This window comes from Serratia sp. MYb239, from assembly GCF_002966855.1.
GTDB classification, from domain to species: Bacteria; Pseudomonadota; Gammaproteobacteria; order Enterobacterales; family Enterobacteriaceae; genus Serratia_B; species Serratia_B rhizosphaerae.
Genome location: NZ_CP023268.1, coordinates 2,086,042 through 2,111,462 on the forward strand (window position 1 = coordinate 2,086,042; position 25,421 = coordinate 2,111,462).

At 52.3% G+C, this 25,421-nt stretch carries 36 protein-coding genes; 23 read left to right on the forward strand and 13 right to left on the reverse strand.

Annotation, left to right across the window (positions count from 1 at the left end; translation table 11 throughout):
• Positions 1 to 21 precede the first annotated feature (21 nt).
• The 11 genes from CLM71_RS09995 to CLM71_RS10040 all read right to left on the reverse strand — a co-directional run bounded on the left by CLM71_RS09995 (position 22) and on the right by CLM71_RS10040 (position 9,006).
• Positions 22 to 621: a hypothetical protein gene (locus CLM71_RS09995; protein WP_105230887.1), complete on the reverse strand. Its 600-nt coding sequence runs from the start codon at positions 619 to 621 to the stop codon at positions 22 to 24.
• Positions 622 to 732: 111 nt separating this feature from the next.
• A complete protein-coding gene (gene katG, locus CLM71_RS10000; RefSeq protein ID WP_105230888.1) occupies positions 733 to 2,913 on the reverse strand; it encodes a catalase/peroxidase HPI in 2,181 nt (726 codons plus the stop codon).
• 178 nt (positions 2,914 to 3,091) lie between these two features.
• Entirely contained in the window at positions 3,092 to 4,174 is a 1,083-nt protein-coding gene (locus CLM71_RS10005; RefSeq protein ID WP_105230889.1) for a tyrosine-type recombinase/integrase, read from the reverse strand.
• On the reverse strand, positions 4,149 to 4,481 hold the full coding sequence (locus tag CLM71_RS10010; RefSeq protein ID WP_054306657.1) for an excisionase: 333 nt from the start codon (positions 4,479 to 4,481) through the stop codon (positions 4,149 to 4,151). The genes CLM71_RS10005 and CLM71_RS10010 overlap by 26 nt, the downstream gene beginning before the upstream one ends.
• A complete protein-coding gene (locus CLM71_RS10015; RefSeq protein WP_072186141.1) occupies positions 4,447 to 4,647 on the reverse strand; it encodes a hypothetical protein in 201 nt (66 codons plus the stop codon). Before CLM71_RS10015 ends, CLM71_RS10010 begins: the two co-directional genes overlap by 35 nt.
• A gap of 51 nt (positions 4,648 to 4,698) precedes the next feature.
• Positions 4,699 to 4,875 carry a hypothetical protein gene (locus CLM71_RS24130; protein WP_169802931.1) on the reverse strand — a complete coding sequence of 59 codons (177 nt, stop codon included), beginning with the start codon at positions 4,873 to 4,875 and terminating at the stop codon, positions 4,699 to 4,701.
• A gap of 41 nt (positions 4,876 to 4,916) precedes the next feature.
• Positions 4,917 to 5,417: a siphovirus Gp157 family protein gene (locus tag CLM71_RS10020; protein ID WP_105230890.1), complete on the reverse strand. Its 501-nt coding sequence runs from the start codon at positions 5,415 to 5,417 to the stop codon at positions 4,917 to 4,919.
• Positions 5,414 to 7,561: a hypothetical protein gene (locus CLM71_RS10025; RefSeq protein ID WP_105230891.1), complete on the reverse strand. Its 2,148-nt coding sequence runs from the start codon at positions 7,559 to 7,561 to the stop codon at positions 5,414 to 5,416. Before CLM71_RS10025 ends, CLM71_RS10020 begins: the two co-directional genes overlap by 4 nt.
• Before the next feature lie 51 nt (positions 7,562 to 7,612).
• A complete protein-coding gene (locus CLM71_RS10030) occupies positions 7,613 to 7,891 on the reverse strand; it encodes a hypothetical protein (protein WP_105230892.1) in 279 nt (92 codons plus the stop codon).
• A gap of 10 nt (positions 7,892 to 7,901) precedes the next feature.
• Positions 7,902 to 8,219, reverse strand: coding sequence for a hypothetical protein (locus tag CLM71_RS10035; RefSeq protein ID WP_105230893.1), 318 nt, complete (start codon positions 8,217 to 8,219; stop codon positions 7,902 to 7,904).
• Between the two features lie 433 nt (positions 8,220 to 8,652).
• Positions 8,653 to 9,006, reverse strand: coding sequence for a helix-turn-helix domain-containing protein (locus tag CLM71_RS10040; RefSeq protein WP_370446987.1), 354 nt, complete (start codon positions 9,004 to 9,006; stop codon positions 8,653 to 8,655).
• Between the two features lie 129 nt (positions 9,007 to 9,135).
• Between CLM71_RS10040 and CLM71_RS10045 the strand changes: the two genes are divergently transcribed.
• The 17 genes from CLM71_RS10045 (at position 9,136) to CLM71_RS10130 (ending at position 17,929) form a co-directional block, all read left to right on the forward strand.
• On the forward strand, positions 9,136 to 9,330 hold the full coding sequence (locus CLM71_RS10045; RefSeq protein ID WP_072186140.1) for a Cro/CI family transcriptional regulator: 195 nt from the start codon (positions 9,136 to 9,138) through the stop codon (positions 9,328 to 9,330).
• 61 nt (positions 9,331 to 9,391) lie between these two features.
• Positions 9,392 to 9,841, forward strand: a complete 450-nt coding sequence (locus CLM71_RS10050) for a toxin YdaT family protein (protein ID WP_105233299.1) — start codon at positions 9,392 to 9,394, stop codon at positions 9,839 to 9,841.
• A gap of 21 nt (positions 9,842 to 9,862) precedes the next feature.
• Positions 9,863 to 10,069, forward strand: coding sequence for a hypothetical protein (locus CLM71_RS10055; RefSeq protein WP_054306651.1), 207 nt, complete (start codon positions 9,863 to 9,865; stop codon positions 10,067 to 10,069).
• A 2-nt stretch (positions 10,070 to 10,071) separates the two neighbouring features.
• Positions 10,072 to 10,791, forward strand: a complete 720-nt coding sequence (locus CLM71_RS10060) for a helix-turn-helix domain-containing protein (protein WP_105230894.1) — start codon at positions 10,072 to 10,074, stop codon at positions 10,789 to 10,791.
• Positions 10,788 to 12,161: a replicative DNA helicase gene (locus CLM71_RS10065; protein ID WP_105230895.1), complete on the forward strand. Its 1,374-nt coding sequence runs from the start codon at positions 10,788 to 10,790 to the stop codon at positions 12,159 to 12,161. Before CLM71_RS10060 ends, CLM71_RS10065 begins: the two co-directional genes overlap by 4 nt.
• Before the next feature lie 43 nt (positions 12,162 to 12,204).
• Entirely contained in the window at positions 12,205 to 12,687 is a 483-nt protein-coding gene (locus CLM71_RS10070) for a hypothetical protein (protein ID WP_105230896.1), read from the forward strand.
• 3 nt (positions 12,688 to 12,690) lie between these two features.
• A complete protein-coding gene (locus CLM71_RS10075; RefSeq protein ID WP_105230897.1) occupies positions 12,691 to 12,936 on the forward strand; it encodes a hypothetical protein in 246 nt (81 codons plus the stop codon).
• On the forward strand, positions 12,933 to 13,145 hold the full coding sequence (locus tag CLM71_RS10080; RefSeq protein WP_105230898.1) for a hypothetical protein: 213 nt from the start codon (positions 12,933 to 12,935) through the stop codon (positions 13,143 to 13,145). The genes CLM71_RS10075 and CLM71_RS10080 overlap by 4 nt, the downstream gene beginning before the upstream one ends.
• Complete coding sequence (locus CLM71_RS24245) at positions 13,138 to 13,434, forward strand: hypothetical protein (protein ID WP_234008640.1); 297 nt, start codon at positions 13,138 to 13,140, stop codon at positions 13,432 to 13,434. Before CLM71_RS10080 ends, CLM71_RS24245 begins: the two co-directional genes overlap by 8 nt.
• Before the next feature lie 226 nt (positions 13,435 to 13,660).
• Positions 13,661 to 14,320 carry a hypothetical protein gene (locus tag CLM71_RS10090; RefSeq protein ID WP_105230899.1) on the forward strand — a complete coding sequence of 220 codons (660 nt, stop codon included), beginning with the start codon at positions 13,661 to 13,663 and terminating at the stop codon, positions 14,318 to 14,320.
• A 109-nt stretch (positions 14,321 to 14,429) separates the two neighbouring features.
• Entirely contained in the window at positions 14,430 to 14,717 is a 288-nt protein-coding gene (locus tag CLM71_RS10095; protein WP_105230900.1) for a hypothetical protein, read from the forward strand.
• Positions 14,718 to 15,254: 537 nt separating this feature from the next.
• Entirely contained in the window at positions 15,255 to 15,446 is a 192-nt protein-coding gene (locus tag CLM71_RS10105; protein ID WP_105230902.1) for a hypothetical protein, read from the forward strand.
• A 70-nt stretch (positions 15,447 to 15,516) separates the two neighbouring features.
• The gene (locus CLM71_RS10110) at positions 15,517 to 16,122 is read left to right on the forward strand and encodes a DUF1367 family protein (RefSeq protein WP_105230903.1); all 606 of its coding nucleotides are present in this window, start codon (positions 15,517 to 15,519) and stop codon (positions 16,120 to 16,122) included.
• Positions 16,122 to 16,328 carry a hypothetical protein gene (locus CLM71_RS24250; RefSeq protein WP_105230904.1) on the forward strand — a complete coding sequence of 69 codons (207 nt, stop codon included), beginning with the start codon at positions 16,122 to 16,124 and terminating at the stop codon, positions 16,326 to 16,328. The genes CLM71_RS10110 and CLM71_RS24250 overlap by 1 nt, the downstream gene beginning before the upstream one ends.
• A gap of 2 nt (positions 16,329 to 16,330) precedes the next feature.
• Positions 16,331 to 16,618 carry a DUF1364 domain-containing protein gene (locus tag CLM71_RS10120; RefSeq protein ID WP_061325500.1) on the forward strand — a complete coding sequence of 96 codons (288 nt, stop codon included), beginning with the start codon at positions 16,331 to 16,333 and terminating at the stop codon, positions 16,616 to 16,618.
• The gene (locus tag CLM71_RS10125) at positions 16,618 to 16,983 is read left to right on the forward strand and encodes an antiterminator Q family protein (protein ID WP_105233301.1); all 366 of its coding nucleotides are present in this window, start codon (positions 16,618 to 16,620) and stop codon (positions 16,981 to 16,983) included. The genes CLM71_RS10120 and CLM71_RS10125 overlap by 1 nt, the downstream gene beginning before the upstream one ends.
• An 88-nt stretch (positions 16,984 to 17,071) precedes the next feature.
• Complete coding sequence (locus tag CLM71_RS10130; RefSeq protein ID WP_105230905.1) at positions 17,072 to 17,929, forward strand: DNA adenine methylase; 858 nt, start codon at positions 17,072 to 17,074, stop codon at positions 17,927 to 17,929.
• A gap of 30 nt (positions 17,930 to 17,959) precedes the next feature.
• Here CLM71_RS10130 and CLM71_RS10135 read toward each other — a convergent pair whose 3' ends face one another.
• Positions 17,960 to 19,396 carry a ParB N-terminal domain-containing protein gene (locus CLM71_RS10135; RefSeq protein WP_105230906.1) on the reverse strand — a complete coding sequence of 479 codons (1,437 nt, stop codon included), beginning with the start codon at positions 19,394 to 19,396 and terminating at the stop codon, positions 17,960 to 17,962.
• Positions 19,397 to 19,799: 403 nt separating this feature from the next.
• Between CLM71_RS10135 and CLM71_RS10140 the strand changes: the two genes are divergently transcribed.
• From CLM71_RS10140 to CLM71_RS10150, 3 genes are read left to right on the forward strand one after another with little or no spacing between them, the layout of a single operon-like run.
• Positions 19,800 to 20,048, forward strand: a complete 249-nt coding sequence (locus CLM71_RS10140) for a phage holin (protein WP_105233303.1) — start codon at positions 19,800 to 19,802, stop codon at positions 20,046 to 20,048.
• Between the two features lie 2 nt (positions 20,049 to 20,050).
• Positions 20,051 to 20,545 carry a lysozyme gene (locus CLM71_RS10145; RefSeq protein WP_105230907.1) on the forward strand — a complete coding sequence of 165 codons (495 nt, stop codon included), beginning with the start codon at positions 20,051 to 20,053 and terminating at the stop codon, positions 20,543 to 20,545.
• On the forward strand, positions 20,542 to 20,925 hold the full coding sequence (locus CLM71_RS10150; protein WP_105230908.1) for a DUF2570 domain-containing protein: 384 nt from the start codon (positions 20,542 to 20,544) through the stop codon (positions 20,923 to 20,925). Before CLM71_RS10145 ends, CLM71_RS10150 begins: the two co-directional genes overlap by 4 nt.
• 773 nt (positions 20,926 to 21,698) lie before the next feature.
• Here the strand turns inward: CLM71_RS10150 and CLM71_RS10155 are convergent.
• Positions 21,699 to 22,085, reverse strand: a complete 387-nt coding sequence (locus CLM71_RS10155) for a hypothetical protein (RefSeq protein ID WP_105230909.1) — start codon at positions 22,083 to 22,085, stop codon at positions 21,699 to 21,701.
• A 505-nt stretch (positions 22,086 to 22,590) separates the two neighbouring features.
• On the opposite strand from CLM71_RS10155, the gene CLM71_RS10160 reads away from it, so the two are divergent.
• The 3 genes from CLM71_RS10160 to CLM71_RS10170 are packed head-to-tail and all read left to right on the forward strand — an operon-like array spanning position 22,591 to position 25,414.
• A complete protein-coding gene (locus CLM71_RS10160) occupies positions 22,591 to 23,085 on the forward strand; it encodes a DUF1441 family protein (protein WP_054306664.1) in 495 nt (164 codons plus the stop codon).
• Positions 23,085 to 25,202, forward strand: coding sequence for a phage terminase large subunit family protein (locus tag CLM71_RS10165; protein ID WP_054306640.1), 2,118 nt, complete (start codon positions 23,085 to 23,087; stop codon positions 25,200 to 25,202). The genes CLM71_RS10160 and CLM71_RS10165 overlap by 1 nt, the downstream gene beginning before the upstream one ends.
• Positions 25,199 to 25,414, forward strand: coding sequence for a hypothetical protein (locus CLM71_RS10170; RefSeq protein WP_054306639.1), 216 nt, complete (start codon positions 25,199 to 25,201; stop codon positions 25,412 to 25,414). The genes CLM71_RS10165 and CLM71_RS10170 overlap by 4 nt, the downstream gene beginning before the upstream one ends.
• Positions 25,415 to 25,421 lie beyond the last annotated feature (7 nt).

Sequence of the window (25,421 nt, forward strand, 5' to 3'; positions counted from 1 at the left end):
GGAAAATTAAGCCAGAGCGTTCTATGGCTGGAACGATGAGGCGGTAGCAGCCAGCTTACGCCGCACCGCGCTCAGGGTGCGGCGTCTGATCCAGCCGCTGGCCGGACGGATCAGCAGCCAGTAGCAGGCAAAGCGCGCTTTCACCTGCGGCGTGGGGCAGTAGACAAAGGTTTCGGTTCGTAGCCGCGTTTGGCCGATTTGATCTGCGACGACCTTAAAGCGCAGCACCAGTTTGGCGGCGTCGGGGTCGGCAAACTGAAGAAACTGCCGGGCGTCCTCCGGCCTGGGCAGAACCAGCGTTGGCCGCCAGAAACGGCCGGCCAGACCGAGGGAGAGTTCGTGGCTGTCCTGATGCAGCGGGGTGAAGCTGTCAAAGCCGAAGGGGCGGGCGGGCTTCGCGCGCCGGCGCAGCCTGTCCGGCAGTTGTCGCAGCGCCAGCAGGCGACGGATCAGCGGATCCTCCTGCATATCCAGCGCCTGCACCGCGTGAATAATGGCTTGTGGCGCGGCGTCGATCGGCGCTGACTGGTGCCTTTCGTAAAAGCTGAACGCCGGCAGAAACGGCGACGCGTCCTGCCAGTGCCTGCACGCCCGTGCGCTGATAAATCCCAACCATGCCATAAGCCGCTCTCCGTATTGTCTGTCTGCAATATAGCCGGCGTTGCGGCGTAATGACAGCGCATAAAAAAAGCCTCCGCATGCGGAGGCTTGAGTGTTGCCGTAGCCGGTCTGTTACGCCAGATCGAAGCGATCCAGGTTCATCACCTTGGTCCAGGCGGCGACGAAGTCGCGGACAAACTTCTCCTGACCGTCGCTGCTGGCGTACACTTCCGCCAGCGCGCGCAGCACCGAGTGGGAGCCGAACACCAGATCGGCGCGGGTACCGGTGTATTTCACCTCGCCGCTTTGACGGTCGCGACCTTCGTACAGCTCCGCGCTGGCATCGGTGGCCTGCCATTCGGTGCGCATATCCAGCAGATTGACGAAGAAGTCGTTGCTGAGTACGCCGACGCGATCGGTGAACACGCCGTGCTGGCTGCCGTCGAAGTTGGCGCCCAATACGCGCAGGCCGCCGACCAGTACGGTCATTTCCGGCGCGGTCAGCGTCAGCAGCTGCGCCCGGTCAATCAGCAGCTCTTCGGTGGTCGGGCCGTTCGGCGAACGGCGATAGTTGCGGAAGCCGTCGGCCAGCGGTTCAAGCAGGTTAAACGCTTCAACGTCGGTCTGATCCTGACGCGCATCGACGCGTCCTGGCGTGAACGGCACTCTGACCTGTACGCCCGCGGCGGCGGCGGCCTGCTCAATGCCCACCACGCCGGCCAGCACGATCACATCCGCCAGCGACGCTTTGCCGGAGGCCTGCTGAATCGCCTTCAGGGTCGGCAGCACGCTGACCGGAATGGCGTTGACTTCCCAGTCCCGCTGTGGCGCCAGCGCCAGCCGTGCGCCGTTGGCGCCGCCACGCTTATCGCCGCCGCGGAAGGTGGCGGCCGAGGCCCAGGCGACCGAGACCAGCTCGCTGACGCTGAGATCGGAGGCTTTGATCGCCGTCTTCAGGCTGTCGATATCGGCCGCGCTTGGCTGCTGTACCGCCTGCGGCAGCGGATCCTGCCAGATCAGATCTTCGCCCGGCACTTCCGGCCCCAGGTAGCGCGCTTTCGGCCCCATATCGCGGTGGGTCAGTTTGAACCAGGCGCGGGCGAAGGCTTCGTTAAACGCCTGCGGGTCGTTCAGGAAGCGACGCGAGATTTTCTCAAACTCAGGGTCGAGGCGCAGCGTCACGTCGGTTACCAGCATGGTCGGCTTACGCTTCACCCCCGGGTTGAACGGATCGGGAATAATTTCCGGTCCGTCTTTGGCTTCGAACTGGATGGCGCCGCCCGGGCTGCGCGTTTGTACCCACTCATATTTGAACAGGTTTTCGAAGAAATTATTGCTCCACTGGGTCGGCGTTTGCGACCAGACAACCTCCAGACCGGAGGTGATGGCGTCGGGGCCGGAGCCGCTGCCGTAGTTGCTGGCCCAGCCGAGACCCTGCCGCTCCAGCGGCGCCGCAGCTGGCTCCGGGCCGAGGTGGTCGCCGGACGCTGCGCCGTGGGTTTTACCCAGCGTATGGCCGCCGGCGAGCAGCGCGACGGTTTCTTCATCGTCCATGCTCATATTGCCGAAGGTGGCGCGGATGGCGGCTGCGGCCGACAGCGGTTCGCCGCTGGCTTCCGGCCCTTCCGGGTTGACGTAGATCAGCCCCATTTCGGTGGCACCCAGCGCCTGATGGGCCAGACTTTCCGGGTGGCGGTGCGCCAGCCAGGTTTTCTCATTGCCCCAGTCGACGTCGAGATCCGGTTCCCAGACGTCTTCGCGACCGCCGCCGAAACCGAAGGTGCGGAAGCCGGAGTTTTCCAGCGCCACGTTGCCGGCTAGAATATACAGGTCCGCCCAGGAGACTTTTTGGCCATATTTTTGCTTGATCGGCCACAGCAGACGGCGCGCCTTATCGAGGCTGACGTTGTCCGGCCAGGAGTTAACCGGCGAGAAGCGCTGCTGCCCGCGCCCGGAGCCGCCGCGACCGTCAACGGCGCGGTAGGTGCCGGCGCCGTGCCAGGCCATGCGAATAAACAGGCCGATATAGCTGCCCCAGTCCGCCGGCCACCACGACTGCGAGTCGGTCAGCAGATGACGGATATCCGCTTTTAACGCGGCGTAATCCAGCTTTTTGAATTCTTCGCGGTAGTTGAAATCCTCGCCCAACGGGTTAGAGCGGTTGGAGTGCTGATTTAGCAGATCCACACGCAGTTGGTCGGGCCACCAGTCCTGATTGGTGGTGCCTCCGCCGGCGTATTGCTCAGGCACGTCGGCATGGAAGGGGCATTTCGCGGTCGTTGAAGACGTTGATTTGTCGGTTGGATTGCTCATTTCTTACTCCCTTTGCACTCGATGAATACCGTTACGATATCCTTTGGTTTTAGTAAGAGATATTTGAATTGGCCTACGGATTCGATAGGTATACTTTTTGTAACCATCTGATTCCATGCCTTTTATTTTTATTGTTCCGAAATTACTCGAAATTTACTCGAATTTTGATAGTTACTTTTTAAAGCATAACGTATTCTTTCCGGCGTGCATCAAGGTATTTTTCTGTCATAACCCCCGATTTATGCCCCAGCAATTTCTGTGCAAAATCCTTCCCTTTTTCCTTATCATAAAGCCGGCCAGACAAGCTGCGGATCTCGTGGAATGGTGGAGGACTGGCTTCAAACTCTATTCCCGTCAATTTCCGTGCTATAGCAAATTTACCAGTCAGGCTATTTAGGCTTATCGCCCCGTCAGGGCTGTTTTTGCGGATGCCAGCGCTAATCATGTAATCTGTCTTGCTGACCTGGCGGCAACGGTCAATCACTGCTCCCAAATGCAAGCCAACGGCCTGCAGCTCAAGGTTCAGGGGAAGGGCAATCATTGCCCCTGTTTTATCCTGCTCGATCAGCAAACGGCCATTCACGACGTGATCAAACCTCATTTTTGCGATGTCTGCACGTCGCTGGCCGGTGACAAGTGCGAGATCCATTGCCAATGAGAGCCATGCCGGCAGGGTGTCAGCTGCTTCACGTATTGGAATGTATTGCTTTAGCTCCAGCCGCTCCCTCTTTATAACCGGTTTGGCCGATCTCGTTGGAGTGACCGGGTTGCTTTCGATATGACCTTCAACGATAGCCTCTCGGAAGATGTCAGATAGCACTGTCCTCATCGCTGCCGCCATTGTCTTTTTCTCCTGTCTTACCCATATTTCAAGAAATTCTGCGATATGCCGAGTGGTGATTTTTGACAGGATCATGCTGCCCATTTTTTCGCTGATGACGGCAAATTGCTGGCGGCGAAATCTGCACGTTTTAGCTGATAGATTTCTACGTTCGAATAGAATGTAGTACCGCTCTAACCAGTTGTTTAGCGTGTATTCGTGGGTGCCTTTAATCTTCTCCAGCAGCAGTACTGGTGAGTAGTTCTGATCAATGTAGTGGTTGGCTTCGATCGCCTGAGCGATTGCATCACGGCGGGAAATTGCCCCCATTGAAATCTCTTTCTTGGTGATCGGATTCCGCCAGTAGAATGACTTGCTTTTTTGGCGATAAGTCAGATTTTTAGGCAATTGCATGTCATACCTCCCTTTTCGCCGTGTCATTGATCACTTTCTCCATAAACGCCTCGCGCGCCGGCGCGGCGCTCTGCGCTTCCTTAATTTTCTTGCCCAACGACGGATCGTTGGGTTTGATGTAAATCGTGCCGGGCTTCAGCATGTAACGACTGCCGTGCTTCTCCGCTGGTGGGTAGAAATTGCCGTTGCGCGCCCAGCGCCAGAGTGTCTGAATGTTCGGTTTGTAGCTCTCGTACGTGCCGTCGCACCATTCTTTCAAAGTGAGCAGCTTTTCTTTGCCACAGTCAGCGGGGCGGTGATTATCCCACCCCCTTGGGATCGGGTTGTTGGGCATGGTCTTTCCTCGGTTTTATCATCTTGGCTATGCTGTCGTCGGTCACACGACAAGCCCGTTTAATGTCCGCATCGGCCAGTGTTGTTTTGCGAACGCTGGAAGATAGACGGCCAATTTTTAGATCGAAATCAGAAAGCAGGATCATTCCTGGTTGCCACCGCTGCATTGCCATTTCCTCGTTGTGTGGGAGAGGGGACAATTTAGCGGTGGCGGCGGGTTATTTCTGATTATCGTTAATCAACTTTTTGAACGCTTGCTTTTCCCGCGCCAGGCGCACTTTCTGGGGAAAGTGGAACGCCAATTCGCTGCGGCTTTCTACTTCAATAATTCCGGTTGAGCCGTCGGGGAATGTCACGTGCACGGCGTCACCCTTGGCCAGATACATTCTCAGCATGTGAGATCCTCAGTATTGGCCCCGTTGCCGGGGCCGGGTGATTACCGAACCTGCAGAGACGGTTCGCCGATTTCGATATGCGCGCCTTTAACTTCCACGCCGTTCTCGATTGCCTCCTTAATGGCTTTCTTGTCTGGTGAAACGACGGTTTGCACGGTAACCAGCTCGTCGGGAAGAATATCGGCATTATCGACAACAATGCTCGCCGTACCTTTTCTGGCCGTGAACGTATTGGCCGTGGTTTTTATGGTGCCCTGGCCGCTGGCTAGCAGGCACGTCAGCACGTACATGCGGATCGATTTTGCACGGTTCTCGAATGACTTCTTACGTTCGGTCAGGCGTTTTATTTCCTCTGCCAATATGGCGGCTTGCCCTTCGATATTGCGCACGTGGATAAAGGCGGCGTCCAGCTTGTCGCCCAGTGCACCCTCGATGCCCTCGAGGGTGTCAGCGATCATCTCCGGCGTCAGCTCGTCAGAGGTTTCAACCAGCGCCTGTAATTTGGCGTAATCGGATGCTAATGCAATGGCGTTGACGCTCATGATGCTTTCTCCTCTGACAGTGTGGCGATGCGCTCTTCTTTCAGAACGGTAAGGCGGCGCAGACGGCTGGCCAGGTATTTAGCGTGTTCTGTATCGCCTTTGGCCTCGGCTGCTTTGCGGTGTGTTTCCACTTCGCGAGCGATCGAGCTATAAACTTTGCTGGCTTCATTGACGGTAACGGCCGTGCTAATGGTGTCGGCCACTGCAGACAGTTTCTCGTCCAGCTCTTCGCGCAGCCGCGTGACGTCTTCGGCTTTGTCGCTGGCGTTCTTGATAGCGAACTCCGTTGCGTTCTCTTCCCGATATTCAGGCAGGTCATGCCAGCCGAGGAATACATCGGCAGAGAAGCCCAGCATGGAAAGTGACTTTTTGATCGCATCGGTGAGGCTCTTTTTCATCACTTCACTGTCAGCCATAAAACCGCGCCTCGTTTTGTACATGTACGGCGTGGCGCCATAAGCTGTAACGCGGCCTTTGGTTCCGTTCAGGACATACCAAAATTCGACCTGCAGGCTATGGTTCTGCTCGAACAAGATAGTGCCATCGGCGTCGCGCAGAATGCGGTTACCAATAATTTTCCCGCCTTCGAATACCGCCTCGCTCATTGGTGCGCCGGCGATCATCTTCTCTTCGACAATGTCAAAACCCCAGCCAGTGCCGATAGGGCCGAAAATTTCGGTTGCGCGCATAAACATGTATTCGCTGTTGATGCTGGTACCGACATAACCGGCCCCCTCGATCGGCTTCGTGTATCGAGGATCTGTGCGCATGACGCGTTTCCAGATTTCGAGATTCTGCTGGGCTTCTGCTGGCTGCTCGGCGATCACTTGCTCAACCTGTGCAGCGCGCTGCTGGAAATCGTCGGCCTTTAGCTGCTTTGCCAGTCCCTCTGCGCGCTCTGCGTTTTCTTCAGCCTGCTGCAGAGCTGGGGATTTATCCTCTGGCGCGCTGGCGTAAACGCCATAGCCCATCTGATCTAGCTGCTGCTTGGCCTGCTCCGCCGTGGCGTCGTTAACTTCCTGCTGCTGATCCACTTCCGTTTTTTCGGCTTGATTTGAGGCGGTGTCCGGCTGCTCACCGGTCAGGCCGTCAATGGTAAATTTCCCATCCCCCAGAGACGCGACCTGCGGTTCTTTGACTTTGCTTTTGGGTGCTGACTGGCGGCCGAGATTGGCGTTGATGTATTCCCTATGGCTTGTCGGGAACTGGTGCAGGTCAGGATTAGCCGAACGAATAAGGTCGAAGATTTGCGCGCGGCTAAACTCCAAAACCCCGGTGGTTTTACGCAGCATTGCCGACCATTCTTTCCATGGGCTTTCCTTCTTGGCCACAACCTCTTTTGCTCGGCGATGGATCGCGACTGGAATGTTAAAGATATCGAAGTCCATCGGCAGCAGGGCTGCAGAGATTTCGTAATCGAGGCTGTCTAACGTGTGCGGATACCCTCGTTCCTCATCGTGCACGGATTCAGCCGGCGCATCATTTTCGGCAGCTACGTTTGTAGCGGTGCCAGACAGCTTCAGATTTTCACGGTCATTAGGATTGGTTACCCAGGAGTGTGCGAACGCTGCCACATCCTCTTGTGACGGCATTGATTCGCCAGCCTGCTGGAATATTGCAGATACCAATCTGTAAATGCCGATAGGTAGCATGATGCCGACCTTTGGCACGGAAACTAACCCATCGATCACCGCACGCATACCCGTATCATCAGGCGTTTCGTCATCATTGAGCATATCGACTACAAGCGACAGCTGGCTGTTATCGATTTCACCGTCGCCATACATCACTACCGCGGCGATCCGAACGTTCGCCGGTTGAGACATTAAATCTACCGCACCGGTCTGCGCTTCTGGCTCCGGTTCGGGCGCTTTCGGTGACCACGCCTTACCGTCGAACTCATTCTCGGCCGCAAACTGTTCATCGAACTGGCCAATGGCTGGGCGAGGGGCACCAGGTTGATCCTCTACGGTTTTCGGGGAGAGGAAGCTGTCGCCACCTTCTGGATACGCTTCGAACAGCTTACCGAGCGCGATGCTTTCAGCCGCACGCTTGCTCGGTGCATCCAGTGCAATAACAAGCGGCACGGCGCCGGCCGCCAGGGCTTTTTTCTTTGGTTCAAAAAGTGAGATGTAAGTTGGCATTTTCGGTCTTTCCTTTTGAAGTATCCGGCGCTGGTCAGGCGCCGGGGTTGGTTAAAATTTATCGCGTAATACGGCTTTCACGTTGTCGCAATACCAGCTGTATAACTCACGCTGGCGCTGCGGTAGGGTGTCGGGCGTTGCCATCATTACCGCCATCAGAAGCCGGTCACGGGTGTCCGCATCTTCGCCGTCGATGTACGTAAACACCTCGATCGCCTCGTCGGAGTATCCGTGCGTTGCTGCCGCCTCGAACTGGTCGCGCTGCGCGGCGGTGTCGTGTTGTTCGTAGAGCGCCAGCTCGGCGCGCAGGTTGTGGGTTTCGATATCCATGGCCGCGACCTCAGTACGGGAGTTCGTCGGCATCGACAGGGCAGTGCTCAATGCAAAGCAGCTGCTGCACCTGATCGTCGATTTCAGCAATGCGCTTGTAAGCGGCATCGGTGAGACGTGCCTTTTCAAGCTGCAGCGCTTCAACCTGCTTGCCGATAATATCGATCGGTTCTGGCTGATTTACATCGATGTGGATCTGGCGGGTTTCCAGCAGCACGTATTCGGGGTATTGCGACATATCCATGGTGAACACGGAGATTTTGTCTTGCGTGTACTGGCTAACGTTCGCGTGGATGTAGAGCGTGACGGGTATCTGTAGTGCTTTCATAGCAACTCCTGATATAATCGGCACTGATCGGTAGTGCCTTCGTTGGTGATATCGGTCTTTCCTAGCCGGGGTGGTTCCCGGCAAATCCCGGTTGCTTTGGTCGGCGCCGGGGTAAAGAGGCCCGCTTCGGCGGGCTTTTTTACGTCTGTATGTTGCCGGTCTTTCCCGGCTGTCAGGGCTGGTCATGCCCGTCGGTCTTTCCTAATTCATGCGGTGTGAAAAAAATGCCCCGACGCACGGGGCGAAGACTACACACAGCAATGGTAATTTTTTGCCGCGTAACGCCCGGCTGGCGGAACATTCTGAACAACCGCTGCATGGTTAGTGCGCTGTTGATGGGATTATGTTAGTCATGGCTAATCTCAATTGCAATATTAAAATTGAGTTATAACTAACATTTTTGGCGTAAGTAATTTAACTTTTTGATATTAAATTAAATATTTTTTCTGCCTTTACGGGCCTTCAGCAGTTCTTCAAATAGCTTATTGAAGTCGTCAACTTTGTCCCGCAGCGTTGATAGGTGGATTTCCTTTTCGGACTCTGGCAGTTGGTCAAACAGGTCAAGTAGCTGTATTTGTTGCTCATTGAGTTGGCGCGGGATTTCATCGACCTGAGATGGTTGTTGCTCTTCATCACCGAAAAGAACCCAGGTAGGCGAGCACCGCAGGGCGCGACTAAGGCTGAAAAGGTTTTTTCCAGAGGGTTCACTATCATCGCGTTCCCACTGTGAAACTGAGACGTGAGAAATACCCAGAGCCTGCGCGAGGCTCCGTTGCGTTAACTTCATTTCTTTGCGGCGTGCTCTAATTCGAGAGCCTGGAGTCTGTGTTGTCATAGTTAGCTAATACTAAATTCTATTGACTAAGTTAGTATTACCATCTAATTTGTTAGCCATAACTTACAAATCGGAGGTGATATGTACAAATCTGAAGCTATTAAGCACTTCGGCAACCTGACCAAATTGGCTCAAGCGGCTGGGGTTAAGTTGCCATCTGCTAGCGCCTGGGGAGTGTTAATCCCAGAGAAACGAGCAGCCCGTTTAGAACGGCTTACCGATGGCGCATTGAAATATGACCCAGCGCTTTATCAGCAACAAACGAATGAAGCTTAACAACCAACCCCCACAAAATCTGATTACGCGTAATCAGGTTTACAGCGACAGGAGACGCGACGTGGAAAACATCGAAAACCTGAAAGACGAGATAGCAGCCTGGGCAACAGAACGCGGACAGGAACATGTGGCCATCGAGATCAGCCGGATGTGGTTCATTTTGGGCGGCGATTCGTCAGCGGTGCGCCTTCACCCGATCGAGGATGATTTCGGCAGGGCTGATTGGCGCGCAATAAACAATAACCGGCAGCAGATTTTCCGCTGGTTACGCGGGGAGTCGAAGGCCGCTAGGGCAAAGGTTAGAGCGCTGGCCGACGCGATGGCCGCAGCTTTGCCTGCTGATAGGCGCGCCCGCCTGGGCGGGGTGTCGATGCAGTATCTGCTGTCCGTGGCCATTCGTGAATTTGCCGCGGCAGTTATCGCAATTCTGCTCGATGCCTGTGACACGCAGCAGCGGATTGCCGGAGCGCTCAGCGCATTACAAGACACACAACGCCTGACCAGCGTTTAACACCACAGCTAGGAAAGACCAATGACCGATCACATCACATACCGGAATGGCTGGCGCCTGAACGGAGCGCCGGCAGACATCGCAGATATTCGTCCGATCTTCGAAGAGAGAAGAGCGAGCATCTGGGAACAGTACGAGCAGCACAAGGCAGAGCTGCGTGACGAAAATCTATCGCCGGAGCAGTACCAGGATGCGTGCCGCCAGCTTGCGGATTCACTGGGGATCTGATCATGAGCATGGAAATGATGGTTCGGGCGATGAAAATCAAAGTGGGAAACCCGCTGCGCAAGCTGGTGCTGCTAAAGCTGGCTGATAACGCCAACGATCAGGGGGAGTGCTGGCCAGCAGTTCAGTACATCGCCGAACAGTGTGAGATCTCCAAACGCTCCGCCCAAAATCACATTCAGCAACTGGTGAAAGATGGCTTATTGCGCATCGAAGAGCGCAAAGCAGAGAACGGCCTTAATCGCTCAAATATCTATCACTTAGTGCTGGGGGAGTATGGTGCAAATGCTGCACCCTATGGTGCAAATCCTGCACCCATGGGTGCATCTGCTGCAGGGGGGAGGGTGCAGGAGCTGCACCCAGAACCAGTCAGTTTAGAACCAGTCAATGAACCTATACCCCCTAACCCCCAGGGGGACGACGCTGACGCGCCGGTTGAGCCGCCAAAAATTAAATACCAGGACGTGGCTGACGCCTACAACGAAATCCTCGGTGAACGACTGCCGAAGGTTCAGGAGCTGAACGACAAGCGCAAGCGGCAAATCAAGCGCCTGCTTGGCGAGCTGCATGAACCGACGCTTGAGGTCGTCCGGGCGTACTTTGAGACGTTCCGGGATTCTGCGGGGCCGTTTTATTTTGGCGACAACAACCGCACCTGGCGCGCCGGGTTCGATTACCTGCTGCGTTCTGACGTGCTGACAAAAACCCGTGAGGGTGCGTTATGACACAGCAGGAAATGGAGGCCGTGGTGCTGAGCGGCCTGCTGATCGGCGGCGCCACGCCGGACGCGATGGACGTGATCGCGACCATGCCTGAAGAGGCTTTCAGTGTCAGGTTTCACCGTGACACATACCGGGAAATCAAAAAGCAGGCGCTGACCGATGGCGTGATCGACGTCGTGCTGATCAGCGAAAAGTTGGGCGGCAGCAGCCTGTCGTCGCTGGTTGAGATCAGCCGCGCACCTGGCGCACTGGCCAACCTGAAAGGCTTTGCCAACCTGGCCGTCAAAGGCTGGCGTAGCAGGGTGATGGCCGAACTGCTGCAGGAAGGGGCCGACGCTATCCGCGGCGCCAGGAACCAAGAACAACGCGACGAGGCCGTGCAGGCATCGGTCACGAAGCTGATCGAGATGACTGCTGATGCTGGTGGTGTGGTGCCGGTACACCTTGGCGAGCTGCTGGGTGGTTACATGGATCTGCTGGATAAGCGCATGGCCGGTGATGCGGAAACCCGGAACCTGCTGAGCGGCATCGAGGAGCTGGACGCGATAACCGGCGGTTTCAACCCGCAGGATCTCGTTGTGATTGCCGGCCGCCCGGGCATGGGTAAAACAGAATTTGCGCTGAAAGTTGTCGAGGGAGCGACCCGGAACGGCGGTGGTGCACTGATTTTCAGTATGGAGATGGCCGCCCTGCAAATGGTGGAACGTTCCGTCGCCGGTGCCGGGAACCTGCCTGTTTCAAAGCTGCGTAATCCTCTTGAGATGTGCGACGAAGACTGGGGCCGTATCAGCAGCGCGCTGGAAACGCTGAACGAGCGCGATATCTGGATCGTCGATGCCACGGATCTGACCGTTGACCAGATACAGGCAATCGCGGAGACGCACAAGCGCCGGCACCCGCACCTGTCCATGGTCATGGTCGATTACCTCGGGCTGATCAAAAAGCCCAAGGCGGAGCGTAACGACCTGGCCGTCGGGCACATATCACGCAGCCTGAAAACGATGGCGATGCGCACACGCACGCCGTGCTTCGCACTCAGCCAGCTGTCACGCAAAGTCGATGAACGCCCGGCGGGAAACCGGCGGCCGATTATGTCCGACCTGCGTGATTCCGGCTCTATTGAGCAGGACGCGGACAGCATCCTCATGCTGTATCGGGAGGGCGTTTACAACGCCGACAGCCCGGCAGCACGTTTCGCAGAAGTCATCGTCGGCAAAAACCGTTTTGGCGAGAACGGCACCGTTTACCAAGAGTTCAAAAACGGCCACTTCCTGCCGGTTGATCAAGTCAGCGCACAGGAGGCCACCAGAATGGCTCAGGAGGCTCAAAACCCACAACCCAAGCAAAGACCTTACTCAAGCAAGAAATTTTAACCAGCGCCTGACCAGCGCGTTTTTGACCATAGGAAAGACCCATATGACGACTACAGATTTGTTCTACGCAAAATCCTCGGCAGTTATCGATGATGGCTGCGACCACACTGCGCTGATCATTTGGCGTATGAATGCCGGCGCCCGGGCGCGTACCCGTTCTGCGTTCGTTTTGCCGCCGGTACCGGTGCAGGTAATCAAACCACGCCACGAAAAAGCTAAGCCAGCCCAAAAAGATCGGACGGTTCGCGCCAAGGTGAAACCGGTAAAAACGGGCTTTCCTGCGCGAAACCTTGCTGCTGTCATGCTCGGTAAAACCCTCACGTTTAACGGTGTGATGATGGCCCTGAATAAACATTATCCGGGGCATGGACTGACGAAACGGAACCTGCAGACGCGCCTGACGCAGATGCTCAACTCCCCGCACGTCGATATCGTTCGGCACGAAAAACCGACCCCTGAATACACGCTGAAAAAAGTAGACGGGTGCTATTACGCCAACTCTGAGAAGTCATCAGGGAGCCTCTGACCGATGGCCGGGCAATCGGATTACTTACCGCCCGGCCTGCCATTCAATCGAGGAGCCTGGACGCAGGAACAACGCGACCTGGAGCAGTACGACCTGCGCGCCTGCGGCCTGATCCGTGACCTGTACGCACGGAAAATCACCCGCACAAAAGTGCTGGTGGCGATTGAAGAAGCACCGGAGCACTACCGCGAACATTTCAGATCGCGCCTGAATTACTGGCGTGAGCGTAAAGACGGGATAAAGACATGAAAACGAGCATCGTAAAAACTCACATCGGCACGGTTATCACGAAAGACGGACCTAAGCGCAAGAAGCTACACGAAACGAGCTCGATGTGGGTTGTCGGGAAAAACGAGTATTACCGAAAAGACACTGGTAAGCGCCATTTTGCCGAGCATACGCGCCGGCGTCTGGTACTCGAATCTATTAAACCGATCCAGGGGGCCGAAAATGCTTAATCAGACCGAAATAGCCATTGGCCAGATATCCGAATACATCCTGCGAGTATGTCAGGGCATGCAGCTGCAGGAAGCAAAAGAACGGTTGCAAAAAAAGTTGGCCCTGTACTCCGCTGATGGGTGTGAGGCCGAAACACTACATACCACCTTTGCCGCGGCACTCAAAAGCCATACGCGTGATTCGTTCTTTTCGCATATCAAGCAGTCGGAAGGAAAGGCACTTAAATGCCCTCGCTGCGGAACGGAGGGGTGGCACCGCTGCTATATAGGGCAGGAGGTAGGGCGATGATCTGTATTCAAAATTATGAGTGGAGAACGGATATCGATGAATAAGCAACTGGAAGAGCTGAAATCGGTTGGTGCAGATTTTCAAACACCTCATGGGCCACAATCATGGGACAGTAACGGCAGATAGTAATGCCGGTAGCCTGTTTACCGATAGCGGGGTGTAGTTATATTTTAGAGTGTGCGCTAAAATTCACACCTATATACTTAATCAATGGATAGGGATAACTATGTGCCAATTATTTGATCATAAATATTCTGATAGGGTGTCGGATTCACTTAAAGAAAAAGTTCTATCTAATATTAAAGCCGATGGGGTTATTGCTCGAGGGGTTTTGGAGGCTATTCGCCTTCTCGAAGGTGATACCGTTGCGCAGTCCACAAAAGCCATGCTTCATAAGGAAAGAGAGTTTAAAGGTGAGCTGGCTGGTTTTTATCACATCCATGTCGCTGAAAACGTCCTCAGCAGGACAATAAATAACGTTGGTAAAAAAAAACGAAATCCGGTGAAAAATCCCGAGCCAGATGAGGTTATTGAGTATGTAACAATACAGGTTTTAGAGTCATATGCTAAAAGTTGTAACATTCCCTACAGTCAGGATAATAGCCAGCATTTAGTGGAAAGCATTCGTCATAGTAGTCATGTAAAAAAAGTTGGCCTTGACAAGGTGCTTGCATCACTTCAGGAAAAAACTAATGTCATGATTAATAATGTTTTTTATTCAAAAAACAAAGTGACTGGTGATTGGTTAATATATAAAAAACATTCTGATGGGAAAAATTACTACTTAGACTATACACCACACATAAGTCCACATGACTTACAGTTACAGAGTGAGCTTAAAGCATCTTTAAGCAAGTCTTTTGAATTATTGATCTCTCAATGTTGATAATATGTAAGATCAACGTCTGAGAGTATTTTCGGGAATAGTTAATGTACTATTATAGCGTTAGCAAGCAGTTCCCAGGTTCGGTATTTTATCCAACAGAGGATACTAAATGATTATGGATTTTGTTGTCTTTGGCCACGGCTACGATGGTGATAGAAAAGAGGGGGACTATAACGGAGAGGGAACCGTGGATTTCTTCCGCCCTATTGGCGTTGGAGCGTTATCTGTTGAATCAGGTGGATTTGTTGGTCAACCACTGACTAAGGTCACCTTCACAGTCCACGAGCACAAATCATCCATCAATGGAAAGATTTATATGCTAGCGATAGAAGATGGCTTTGTCCCGGAAGATGTGGATTTTAAAATATTACATTCAATGGTAGACCCAAGACCTTAGCAACACCCTACACAAAACAACCTCGCCCCGGCGGGGTTTTTTATTGCCCAGAGATAGCATGAAGGGGGGCATGCGCGGCGACACTGAACACGGCATTGTCACTCACTTGGTACCACGACTTGCTGCGCTGGAGGATGGCAGAAATGAATAAAACTAATGTCAAAATTGATGAGATAATTCTTAATGAGAGCAGTGAAAGATTCAAAAGGAATAGTTTTGTGAAGTTATTTTTTATTTGGTTATTAATTTGCAGCCCATTGCTGCTGCTAGGGAATATCCTTGGCTTGGCGTCAGTAGCGCTCTGGCTCGCTAACACAGCAATCATGACGTTGATCGCGCGGTATGTGATGACACGTAAACGTGGTGACGAGGACAGTTGGGACGGGTACTGATTGCCTTCCAAACGCCATAATCTTGAGCGGCCCGTTAGTGCGGGCTGTTTTTATTCCACCACCACACAACAAGTCATGTGTATTTATACAGTATTTTTGTGACATACTTCTCCTGTGAATTGGTTGTGCCAGGGGAGAAACAAAAATGATTACGAAACAATATGCTATCGATAATTTACCATACACAGGACGAGTCATTATTCGCTGTGAAAACGGTAGCGTGGAGAGCATTCGTAACGTATACAATAATGAACACGTTGCATCATTTAACGCGTTGATTGATTTGGCAAAATCCGCAGGTTATTCGATTGTGTCACCAGACGGGATTAAGCTATAATTAATGGGTCGGACTGAACACCCGGCCTATTCAATTTCTGAACAACTGCTGCGCTACAGGAGATCACCTAATGGCGCAGTATTCGTTTGTAAAATCCGCAGGAAATATGTTGGTTCCGGCAACGCCGGACGCACTGGAATTTCTCAAAACCAAGGTTAAGTTTGGCGCTGTCATGTACGCGGATTTCAGCCAGGCGCGTAACCCGGCATTTCACCGTAAATATTTCTCGCTGCTAAACCTCGGGTACCAATACTGGGAGCCAACCGGCGGCGCCATATCCCCGGCCGATAAAGAGCTGCTCACCGGGTATGTGAAGTTTCTGGCGTATTACGCAGGCAACGAGGAAACACTGCAGGCCGCCGCAGACGAATATCTGCATGATGTAGCCGAAAAGCGCGCCGGAAATATCACCATCACAAAATCGTTCGAGGCGTTCCGCTCCTGGGTAACGATCCAATCTGGCCATTACACCGAATACCAGATGCCCGACGGCAGCGTGCGCAAGGAACCCCGCAGCGTATCGTTCGCAAAGATGGACGATATCGAGTTCTCCCAGCTCTACAAAGCCACCATCGATGTACTGTGGAACTACATCCTGTTCCGCTCGTTCCCCAGCCAGCAGGCAGCAGAGAACGCTGCCGCCCAGTTGCTCAGCTATACAGGTCAGGGGCATTAATGGCTATGAAAAAAACCTGGTTCCATCATCTCGAATGCTCGACCACTCAAGCTGACGAACTGGTCTCTCGGTATCGCCAGCGCGGCGTGAAGGTTGAGCGCAGCCTAAATCACGATCTCAGCACATGGACGGTCAGCGCATACCTGCCAGAAAGCAAAAATACACCACGCCCAGCCCGGCGCTGGCGCAACCGGATGTGGGGGTGATCATGGCTAATTTACGCAAAGAGGCCCGCGGCCGGGATTGCCAGATCCGTATCCCGGGCGTTTGCAACTTCAACCCAGAAACGACCGTGCTGGCGCACTATCGCATGACCGGCACCAGCGGCACGGCAATCAAGCCAGACGATGCGCAGGGCGCGTGGGGCTGCAACGCATGCCACGATGCGGTCGACGGCAGAACAAAAACAGAATACACGCGCGATGACCTGCGGCTAATGCATGCCGAGGGAGTATTTCGCACGCAAGCAATCTTGAGAGGTGAGGGGAAATTATGATGCTCGATATGTATGAGGTGTTGTCTCGTTGGGGCGTATGGGCACGTGAAAGCAGTGGTATCGACTACTCACCGATCGCCGCCGGTTTCAAAGGGCTGCTGCCGCCGGCAAGCTCAGGGAAAGAGTTCTGTAACGATGATGACGGGCTGCTAATCGATGGCTGCGTGGCCAGGCTGAAAAAGTATAAGCCCGACGAGTACGATCTGGTGATTGCACACCATGTTTACGGGGTTTCGCTGCGCAAGATAGCCAAGCGGCGTAAGTGCTCTGATGGCACGGTGCGGAAGGAGATGCAGACTGCCGAGGGGTTTATCATGGGGGTGTTGTGCATGTTAAACATACAACTTGGTTCTATCTTTGAATAATTTTAGTTTTTTGTAGGGGAGAGAGGGGGTTTTACGTTAAAATACCTCCCATTAAATTTGTAAATTTGTTATAGCTAGGGGCTTGGATATGTCAGCATTTATTACTCCACTACGTTATCCTGGAGGTAAGGGGCGTTTGGGACCTTGGCTGTCTGAATTGTTGAGATTTAATGCTATAAGTGGTGGATGGTATGTCGAACCGTATGCAGGTGGTGCCGGTGCTGCTCTTTTCTTATTAATGCGCGGGTATGTAAACCATATAGTCATTAATGATATTGACCCAGCAATCCATGCATTCTGGTGGTCCATTCTAAATAAAAATAAAGATTTTTTATGCCTTTTGGAAAGAACAGACATTACGATGGAAAACTGGTATAAGCAAAAAGAAATAATCGCTAACCATACTTGTTATGATCCATTAACTGTAGGATTTGCCGCATTTTTTCTGAATAGAACGAATCGTTCCGGAATTCTCACTGGAGGAGTTGTTGGAGGAAAGAAACAAGACGGTAAATATAAGCTTGATGCGAGGTTCAATAAGATAAAGCTTGCAGAGAGAATAAAAAGTATCGGAGAAATAAAATCTCATGTAAGCCTGTATAACCTTGATGCTATTAAGTTGATTGATAAGATTGAAAGTGATCTTCCAACAAATTCTCTAATATATCTCGATCCTCCCTATTATGTTAAAGGGAGTCAATTATATAGAAATCATTATAAACATGATGATCATGAAAAAATTGCAGAGCGAGTAAAAAAATTATCTACTCCTGTTTTAGTTACATATGATAACTGTGAGCAGATACGTGAAATGTATAGGGGAGAGAGTGTTGAGGAGTTTTCCTTTCATTACTCAACACATTTAACTCGACCAAAAATCACAGAAATTATGGTCTATAAAAATATAGATCTGCATAAAATTCCCTCTATGGTCAAGAGCGGATGATAAATCTGGCCACTTATAGTGGCCAGAGATTTAGTCTTTCCAACAAGCACGAACAAAACAACCTATGTTATCCCAAAATATATTTATTGTGATATAGTCTGGGTGGTGCGTCTCCCTATGGAGTAGTTTTTGCAAGGTTTCAATATGTAATGCCCCTTGCTCTCCTCTCGTATATGTCATAATAATGTTGTGCTCTGATTTATCTATCAAACCCCGCTCCAACATATGATCCGCACACGCAGCAATGTTTTTTGAAAGACTGGATTTATCTTTTAATTTATTCAACCCTCTATATTCTTTCTCGCTAAGTTCGAGCAGCGCCCTTAATAGGAAGGTTGCTGCAAGCGTTGTTTTCTTTACATCCAATTGCCGTAGTTCAGCAATGATTGTTCTAACTTTTGTATCTTCATCAGGCACTTCTATACCAATTTTACCTCTTCCGAGAACCCTGTTTCTTTCTGATGGTCTTTTTTTGGGAGTTTTTCCTCGACCTGATGATGATTTAACGTTATCAGTACCATCAGTACCATCAGTACCATCAGTACCATCAGTACCATCAGTACCATCAGTATTATTTGATGATGAACTATTTTTACTATTGTCCTGTTCTTTTTTTTCTCCCTCTCCATCCCTCTCTTGTTCATCATCGTTTTTGTTATATGAACTTTCGTCTTCATATATCCCTGCAAATGACCTGACTTTTCTTAAATAATTTAGAGCTGCCTCTGGTGTAAACACTGAGTTAACATCTACAATTTTTTGCGAGAAGTCAGTGTTTATCTTTGAAGCCATTTTAAGTATTTTATCCTTCGATAATATAGGTTTTAAATTATCGTTTTCCACCTCGTATCCGAGTAATTTAAGGTTGGCTATGGTGAAGAATCTATGGACAGTTGTGATAGGGAAATCATCTTCTACGTCTAGACCGCCTTGTTCAGCTAAGATGAGATATTGCCCAGCTCTCTTATAGTCTGTAGGATGTTCATTGTTTAATAGGAAAACAGTCCTCATATAAGCATGCCAATCATATAATCCAGCACCATCTCTGGCACCTGAATGTCTTGCGACGATTTCTTTAAATATGGCGTCTTTGTTGTCGCTGGATAAGCAGTCTATCTTCGAAGGTATGTTGTCCGAGTACGTTTTCTTTATATCTTTTATTTTATTTATTAAGTGTTGCTCTGAGCATAGTTTGGGATCATTAAGTAACTTTAATGCTGTAACTCTTCTGTTTCCATCTTTCACAACCCACTTCCCGTCATCTGTTGGCATGACTATAATGGGCATTGTGGTTAAGCCATTTTTCGCTATATCTTCCATCAAAACCAAAAGCTGTTTTTCTTTTCTCAATATCCTAGATATACAGTTGTTTTGATCGCTCCCAGCTCTTATACGTGCATTACCTGTATCTAAAAGAATATTTTGAATTGGAATGTCTTTTTGCTGAGTGAAATGCTTGCGGCTCATGAGAATATTTCCTTTTTCATTATGTAGTTACTTATAATGTCATCACGATGATACAAAAAAGCTAACGCGTACGCAAAAAGTGTTGTAACGTGATAAGAATGATTACGTAGTCACGTAGCTTAGCAACTTCCAAAACCTCGCTCTGGCGGGGCTTCGATTAGGGTGGTAGCGACGTTTAGGCATCCCCTTTCTGTATGTAATTCAGAATAGTTGGATATACATGGCATGCTTTTTGAACAGTGATGTCCCCCAGACGCTACTGTGCTTAAAAGTGACGACCAGGAAATACTGGTAACAAGCCTTGGCTAACGCCGGGGCTTTTCTATTTCAGGGCTGCGCTAACGCGCGGCCTTTTTCGTTTCTATCACCCGGAGACCGGGACAAGCCCCGGAAAGGGGAAAGGATGAAGATAATCATGCCTGATAAAATCGCCACAGCGATCGGGTATTGCACATCGGGCGGCCTCATTTGTTGGGGCGGTATTGCGCGTTGGTTGCATGACCTCGACTGGAATCTGATCGCCGTCGTCGGCGGCTTTGTTATCGGCGTGGCGACCTTCGCCGTTAACGTCTACTTCAAAAATCGGCAGACGAAAGCATATGAAGCGGCGCTAAAGCGTGGGTATGTGACGGCGCCGCCGCAGAAGGACTAACCATGACACCACAACTCAGGAAGAAAATTATCGCAGCCATTACCGGCGGCGGTGGTGCTGCCGTTATCGCGACTGCGATGCTCGGCGGCCATGATGGATTAGAGGGGCGGCGGTATGTAGCCTATCGCGACGTCGTCGGCGTTCTGACGGTCTGCGATGGGCATACCGGTGCCGATATTATTCCCGGCAAAGGCTACAGCGATGCAGAATGTGATGCGCTCCTAAAAGCCGATCTGCAAAAAGTCGCCCACATTGTCGATCCCGCTATCAAGGTTAAAACCACGGAAACCCAGCGCGCCGCGATTTACTCGTTCTCCTACAACGTCGGCCCGAATGCGTTTATTCGTTCGACGATGCTGAAAAAGTTGAATGTGGGCGATCCCACCGGCGCATGTGGTGAACTGAAGCGCTGGAAGTACGCCGGCGGTAAAGAGTGGAAAGGGCTTGTCACCCGTCGCGAGGTGGAAAATACCGTTTGCGCCTGGGGGCAGCGATGAACTTGTTATTCCACATCAAGGTCGCTCTGGTTGCTTTCGCTATTACGTCACTGATTTATTTCGCTGCCAGCAACTGGGGGCTGCGCAAAGAGTTGCTGATGGTGGAACAGCGGGCTGAACAGCAGAAAAAGACGCTGGCGCAGCAGGCCGAACTGCTCGCAACAATGCGCGCGGATGACGCCCGTAATCGCTCACTGATGGCGGAACAGCAACAGAGAGAGCAGCTGCTGCGCCAGCAGGGCGAAATTTACCAGAGGAAACTGCGTGATGCACTTAAAGGTGATAAGTGCGGCAATAGCCCTATGCCTGCCGCTGTTGTTGAGCTCCTGCAGCAGAACACCGCCGCCGGCACCAGAGCAGGTGATAAGCATGCCCCCTGAAACAGTATTCGCTACGTGCGAGCAGCCAGAACTGCAGGGCGACACGTGGGGAGACGCAGTCAGCTACACGCTGGCGCTTCAGACATCACTGAAAATATGCGCCGGCAAGGTTGAAACGCTCAACAAGTGGAGGCAAACCATGCCGAAATAAAACGGATAGACCGTAGCAGCCGAAAGGCGGCAATCGCAGGGTTATGACCTGCGCCCGAGTCTCCGCGTAGAGAGCCAGCTTTGCATCTGGCGAGGGTTAATATGAAAAGAGGCACCGGTGTCGCCGCGTGACAGCCAATCACGCACTGGTTAGAGCCAGCGGGGAGCAGAGACGAACTGGGGGGGGGACGACTCAAGGGCATGAGCGTGGCCACTGCGAAAGTGTGGCGGCATGACAGAAGCCCTTCAGTGAGGGGCTTCGATAATGACACTTCAAGCCTCGATTAGCTCAAATAGGTAATCCTTTCCATCATACGAGTAAATGGCCTTTTTCTGAGGCTTGAGAACGTTGGTTCTCCAACTCTGATGGCGTGACCATGGTTTGATCTCATAAAACTCCCAAGCAGCCAATGTGCTGCGGTGTTCACTAGTAATTCCGTTCACAGTTACACGAACTCTATGGCGAACGTGCTGTGCTGGATTTTTCATATGCGTCCTTCATCGTCATTGATAATTCAGATCATTAATTTTATCAGCAGTGACCACATAAAGCAGTCGGTTTGCATTATAGAGCGCCTATCCGCGGTGGCCAGATAATGCTTGAACGAATAGGAAGTGTATGGTTAGATAAAACTATAAAATTCAATCATCTCAGTATAGTTGAGTTGATTCACCGGCGTGTGTGGCTTCTTCCTTAGACTGATGCTCACGGCTTCTTTAGTTGGGACTGGCGAGAGCTTAACCTCATTTGTAACACAGTTCTTAATTGCAGAAGTAATCAGTGTCGTTGCGGGATATACCGTTAAGGAGGGTTCAAAAATGATGAGAAATTTATTTGCTGTGAAAGATTTTTTGAACAATACAATCGGAGCTGTGAAAAACAGTCTGGGCGTAAGCCACAATTTCAGGCAAAGCCTGCTGATGAGCCTGTGAAATTCAGGCGAAAATAGCACGTAGATAAATAAAGCCGCCTCCGGGCGGTTTTTTATTGTCCATTCCTGAGCGCCCACACGGACGCTGCGTAATGCGCAAAAAAAAGCCCCTCAAGGAGAGGGGCAAAGCAATACACAACACCAGGGAAAACGTCACGGTAGTAACGCGCTGTTATTGTAGGGTTTTAAGGGTGAAAATGCTGATGCAATTTTGCATTGGTATGATGAGCGGATACGCTTCGCAGAGCAGTTTCACGAGGCTACTGCGATATGCGCAAAGCAAAGTCACTGAATCTGCCTGACTTCCCCGTCGATTGGGTGATAGAAGGGAGGGGGCGACCGCTACGAGGGGGGCCGTGCAGGCTGCCCTCGGTGAATCGTGAAGATAGTGGCCCTTGCTCAAGTGATAACAGTTCTCGTTTTCGGGTCCCTTTCGTGATTTTGAACACCGAGGGGGCGGCGACACGCGGGAAACGGCTAGTTTTTTGCATTTTATTGACATCATCATCATGTGCTCACGTAATTGTTTTCACTTGAAATTATTTTTTCAAGATGTCGAATCGTATAAAAAGTGTTCATCATCATGGATAAAGAATTGGAGAACGTCAGGCTGAACCTGAATCAGCTGGCGGCAATTACGGGATCACATCGGCAAACCATCGCTGCGCGCCTGAAAAACGTCGAACCTGCCCCCGGCAGTAATGCCAAGCTGAAGCTTTACACGCTGCCGGATGTGCTGGCTGAACTGGTGAAGTCTGCGCCGGTGGATGATGTTGACAAAATGCTACCGCCTGACAGAAAAGCGTGGTTCCAGTCGGAACGCGAGCGGCTCAAGTTTGAACAGGAAACCAATGAACTGATCCCTGCAGAAGATGTTGCTCGCGAATTCTCTGCGATGGCAAAGGCGATGGTTCAGGTGCTGGAAACATTACCGGATATCTTGGAGCGTGATTGCGCGCTGCCGCCGTCTGCCGTTTCCCGTGTGCAGTCTATTATCGATGACCTGCGCGATCAGATAGCGCTGAAGGTTATGAACGCTGATACAGAGATTGAGGAGGAAATGCCCGAGGAGGAGTAATGGTTGCACAGGCATCAGCCGCAGAAACCCGGCGGAATATGGCCGGTATTATTCAGGCTCCGCGCCGCATGCCGGTTGCCGAAGCTGTTGAAAAGTTTATGCGGGTGCCTATGGGCGCGGGCAACTCTGTTAAGTGGGACCCGAGCGTGGCGCCGTATGTGATTGAGCCGATGAACTGCCTGGCGTCACGTGAATACGACGCCGTGGTGTTTGTTGGCCCGGCGCGTACGGGTAAAACCATCGGCCTGATTGATGGCTGGATTGTTTACAACATCGTGTGCGATCCCTCCGATATGCTGGTCGTGCAAATCTCGGAAGAGAAAGCGCGGGAACACTCCAAAAAGCGCCTGGCGCGCACGTTCCGCGTGAGTCCAGACGTGGCTGAGCGTCTCAGCCCCCGGCGCAATGATAACAACGTTCACGATCGGACCTTTCTGGCGGGGAACTATCTGAAGATTGGCTGGCCATCGGTCAATATCATGTCCTCGTCGGACTACAAATGCACCGCGCTGACAGATTATGACCGGATGCAGGAAGATATCGACGGCGAGGGCGACGGGTTCACGCTGGCGTCAAAACGTACCACAACGTTTATGAGTGCAGGCATGACGCTGGTAGAGAGTTCACCAGGTCGCGATATTCTGGATTCAAAATGGCGGCGCCGCTCAGAGCATGAGGCCCCGCCAACCACCGGCATCCTTTCATTGTTCAACCGTGGCGATCGCCGCAAATGGTATTGGCAGTGTCCGCACTGCGGCGAATATTTCCAGCCGATCATGGAAGTGATGACCGGATACCGGGAAATCCCCGATCCGGTAAAAGCCAGCGAGTCTGCGCATATGTGTTGCCCTCACTGCAGCGGCACGATAACGGCAGATATGAAACGAACCTTGAACCAGTCTGGTGTGTGGTTGCGTGAAGGGGAGTCGATCGACGCCGAAGGCAACCGGACAGGCGAGCCGCGCCGTTCACGTATTGCGTCATTCTGGATGGAGGGGCCGGCGGCGGCATATCAGACCTGGTCACAGCTCGTCTACAAGCTGCTGACCGCTGAGCAGGATTACGAAACAACGGGATCGGAGGAAACGCTCAAGGCGGTTATCAATACCGACTGGGGCCGGCCGTATTTGCCGCGTTCTGCCTCTGAACAGCGCCGCAGTGACGAACTGCTGGCGCGCGTGGAGGATTACGGTAAACGCCTGGTACCGCCAAAGGTCAGATTCCTGATCGCGGCGGTGGATGTGCAGGGCGGCAAGAATCGCCGCTTTGTGGTCCAGATTGTCGGCTATGGCGAAAACGGCGAGCGGTGGCTGGTGGACCGGTACAACATCAAGCAGTCGATGCGGTGTGATCCCGATACGGGTGAAGCGTTGCCGATCCATCCGGGGGCATACCCGGAGGACTGGAACTTGCTGATCACTGACGTGCTCGATAAAACGTACCGGCTGCAAAGCAATCAGGACAAGCGTATGCCAATCCTCGCCATGGCCGTAGACAGCGGCGGCGAAGATGGCGTGACCGACAACGCGTATAAATTCTGGCGTCAGTGCCGCCGCGATGGCGTGCATAAGCGGGTGTATCTCATCAAAGGGGACAGCACCCGGCGTCAGAAAACCATTACAAAAATCCACCCGGACAACACCGACCGAAGCGACCGCCGCGCAGCTGCGCGCGGTGACGTTCCTGTCTACCTGTTGCAGACCGACACGCTGAAAGACCAGCTCAGTAACGCGCTGAGTCGTGAAGCGCCAGGCGCCGGGTATATTCACTTCCCGAATTGGTTGGGGGAATGGTTTTTTGACGAACTGACCTACGAAGAGCGTGGATCAGATGGCAAGTGGCGTAAGCCAGGGAAGGGCAATAACGAAGCCTTTGACCTGTTTTGTTATGTGCATGCCGTCGTGATGTTACGCCGTTACGAGCGTATCAAGTGGGATGAGCCGCCAGCCTGGGCTGAATCACAAGATACGAACCCCAATATTTTCAACGAGAACTCATCAAGGGAGGTCGTGTTGACGAAGAAAAAAACCAAGGCGGAACCGAAACAGGCTGCGCCTCAGCATACCTCTAGCGGATGGATGAACGGTGGCGGTACGGGGGGAGGAGGCTGGTTATGACGAAACAGGAAATCCGGGACATGGTGGTGCGTGTCAGGGGGTTCTACACGGACTCGCTCGACGGTAAATCCGTGTCCTTTACCGGCGTCAACGGCCGCACCATCACAAACCACGATCCGGCGGCGATGCGTGCAGAGCTGGAATATTGGGAAGGCCGGCTACGAAAGGCGTCCTGTCGTGGCGGTGGGTATAAGCTCGCTAACTTCGTGTAGGTAACCC

Excerpts from the sequence above, each read along its gene's own strand:
- CLM71_RS09995 (WP_105230887.1), bottom strand. The coding sequence starts at position 621 with ATGGCATGGTTGGGATTTATCAGCGCACGGGCGTGCAGGCACTGGCAG.
- katG (WP_105230888.1), bottom strand. The coding sequence starts at position 2,913 with ATGAGCAATCCAACCGACAAATCAACGTCTTCAACGACCGCGAAATGC.
- CLM71_RS10005 (WP_105230889.1), bottom strand. The coding sequence starts at position 4,174 with ATGACACGGCGAAAAGGGAGGTATGACATGCAATTGCCTAAAAATCTG.
- CLM71_RS10010 (WP_054306657.1), bottom strand. The coding sequence starts at position 4,481 with ATGCCCAACAACCCGATCCCAAGGGGGTGGGATAATCACCGCCCCGCT.
- CLM71_RS10015 (WP_072186141.1), bottom strand. The coding sequence starts at position 4,647 with ATGCAGCGGTGGCAACCAGGAATGATCCTGCTTTCTGATTTCGATCTA.
- CLM71_RS24130 (WP_169802931.1), bottom strand. The coding sequence starts at position 4,875 with ATGCTGAGAATGTATCTGGCCAAGGGTGACGCCGTGCACGTGACATTC.
- CLM71_RS10020 (WP_105230890.1), bottom strand. The coding sequence starts at position 5,417 with ATGAGCGTCAACGCCATTGCATTAGCATCCGATTACGCCAAATTACAG.
- CLM71_RS10025 (WP_105230891.1), bottom strand. The coding sequence starts at position 7,561 with ATGCCAACTTACATCTCACTTTTTGAACCAAAGAAAAAAGCCCTGGCG.
- CLM71_RS10030 (WP_105230892.1), bottom strand. The coding sequence starts at position 7,891 with ATGGATATCGAAACCCACAACCTGCGCGCCGAGCTGGCGCTCTACGAA.
- CLM71_RS10035 (WP_105230893.1), bottom strand. The coding sequence starts at position 8,219 with ATGAAAGCACTACAGATACCCGTCACGCTCTACATCCACGCGAACGTT.
- CLM71_RS10040 (WP_370446987.1), bottom strand. The coding sequence starts at position 9,006 with ATGAAGTTAACGCAACGGAGCCTCGCGCAGGCTCTGGGTATTTCTCAC.
- CLM71_RS10045 (WP_072186140.1), top strand. The coding sequence starts at position 9,136 with ATGTACAAATCTGAAGCTATTAAGCACTTCGGCAACCTGACCAAATTG.
- CLM71_RS10055 (WP_054306651.1), top strand. The coding sequence starts at position 9,863 with ATGACCGATCACATCACATACCGGAATGGCTGGCGCCTGAACGGAGCG.
- CLM71_RS10060 (WP_105230894.1), top strand. The coding sequence starts at position 10,072 with ATGAGCATGGAAATGATGGTTCGGGCGATGAAAATCAAAGTGGGAAAC.
- CLM71_RS10065 (WP_105230895.1), top strand. The coding sequence starts at position 10,788 with ATGACACAGCAGGAAATGGAGGCCGTGGTGCTGAGCGGCCTGCTGATC.
- CLM71_RS10070 (WP_105230896.1), top strand. The coding sequence starts at position 12,205 with ATGACGACTACAGATTTGTTCTACGCAAAATCCTCGGCAGTTATCGAT.
- CLM71_RS10075 (WP_105230897.1), top strand. The coding sequence starts at position 12,691 with ATGGCCGGGCAATCGGATTACTTACCGCCCGGCCTGCCATTCAATCGA.
- CLM71_RS10080 (WP_105230898.1), top strand. The coding sequence starts at position 12,933 with ATGAAAACGAGCATCGTAAAAACTCACATCGGCACGGTTATCACGAAA.
- CLM71_RS24245 (WP_234008640.1), top strand. The coding sequence starts at position 13,138 with ATGCTTAATCAGACCGAAATAGCCATTGGCCAGATATCCGAATACATC.
- CLM71_RS10090 (WP_105230899.1), top strand. The coding sequence starts at position 13,661 with ATGTGCCAATTATTTGATCATAAATATTCTGATAGGGTGTCGGATTCA.
- CLM71_RS10095 (WP_105230900.1), top strand. The coding sequence starts at position 14,430 with ATGATTATGGATTTTGTTGTCTTTGGCCACGGCTACGATGGTGATAGA.
- CLM71_RS10105 (WP_105230902.1), top strand. The coding sequence starts at position 15,255 with ATGATTACGAAACAATATGCTATCGATAATTTACCATACACAGGACGA.
- CLM71_RS10110 (WP_105230903.1), top strand. The coding sequence starts at position 15,517 with ATGGCGCAGTATTCGTTTGTAAAATCCGCAGGAAATATGTTGGTTCCG.
- CLM71_RS24250 (WP_105230904.1), top strand. The coding sequence starts at position 16,122 with ATGGCTATGAAAAAAACCTGGTTCCATCATCTCGAATGCTCGACCACT.
- CLM71_RS10120 (WP_061325500.1), top strand. The coding sequence starts at position 16,331 with ATGGCTAATTTACGCAAAGAGGCCCGCGGCCGGGATTGCCAGATCCGT.
- CLM71_RS10125 (WP_105233301.1), top strand. The coding sequence starts at position 16,618 with ATGCTCGATATGTATGAGGTGTTGTCTCGTTGGGGCGTATGGGCACGT.
- CLM71_RS10130 (WP_105230905.1), top strand. The coding sequence starts at position 17,072 with ATGTCAGCATTTATTACTCCACTACGTTATCCTGGAGGTAAGGGGCGT.
- CLM71_RS10135 (WP_105230906.1), bottom strand. The coding sequence starts at position 19,396 with ATGAGCCGCAAGCATTTCACTCAGCAAAAAGACATTCCAATTCAAAAT.
- CLM71_RS10140 (WP_105233303.1), top strand. The coding sequence starts at position 19,800 with ATGAAGATAATCATGCCTGATAAAATCGCCACAGCGATCGGGTATTGC.
- CLM71_RS10145 (WP_105230907.1), top strand. The coding sequence starts at position 20,051 with ATGACACCACAACTCAGGAAGAAAATTATCGCAGCCATTACCGGCGGC.
- CLM71_RS10150 (WP_105230908.1), top strand. The coding sequence starts at position 20,542 with ATGAACTTGTTATTCCACATCAAGGTCGCTCTGGTTGCTTTCGCTATT.
- CLM71_RS10160 (WP_054306664.1), top strand. The coding sequence starts at position 22,591 with ATGGATAAAGAATTGGAGAACGTCAGGCTGAACCTGAATCAGCTGGCG.
- CLM71_RS10165 (WP_054306640.1), top strand. The coding sequence starts at position 23,085 with ATGGTTGCACAGGCATCAGCCGCAGAAACCCGGCGGAATATGGCCGGT.
- CLM71_RS10170 (WP_054306639.1), top strand. The coding sequence starts at position 25,199 with ATGACGAAACAGGAAATCCGGGACATGGTGGTGCGTGTCAGGGGGTTC.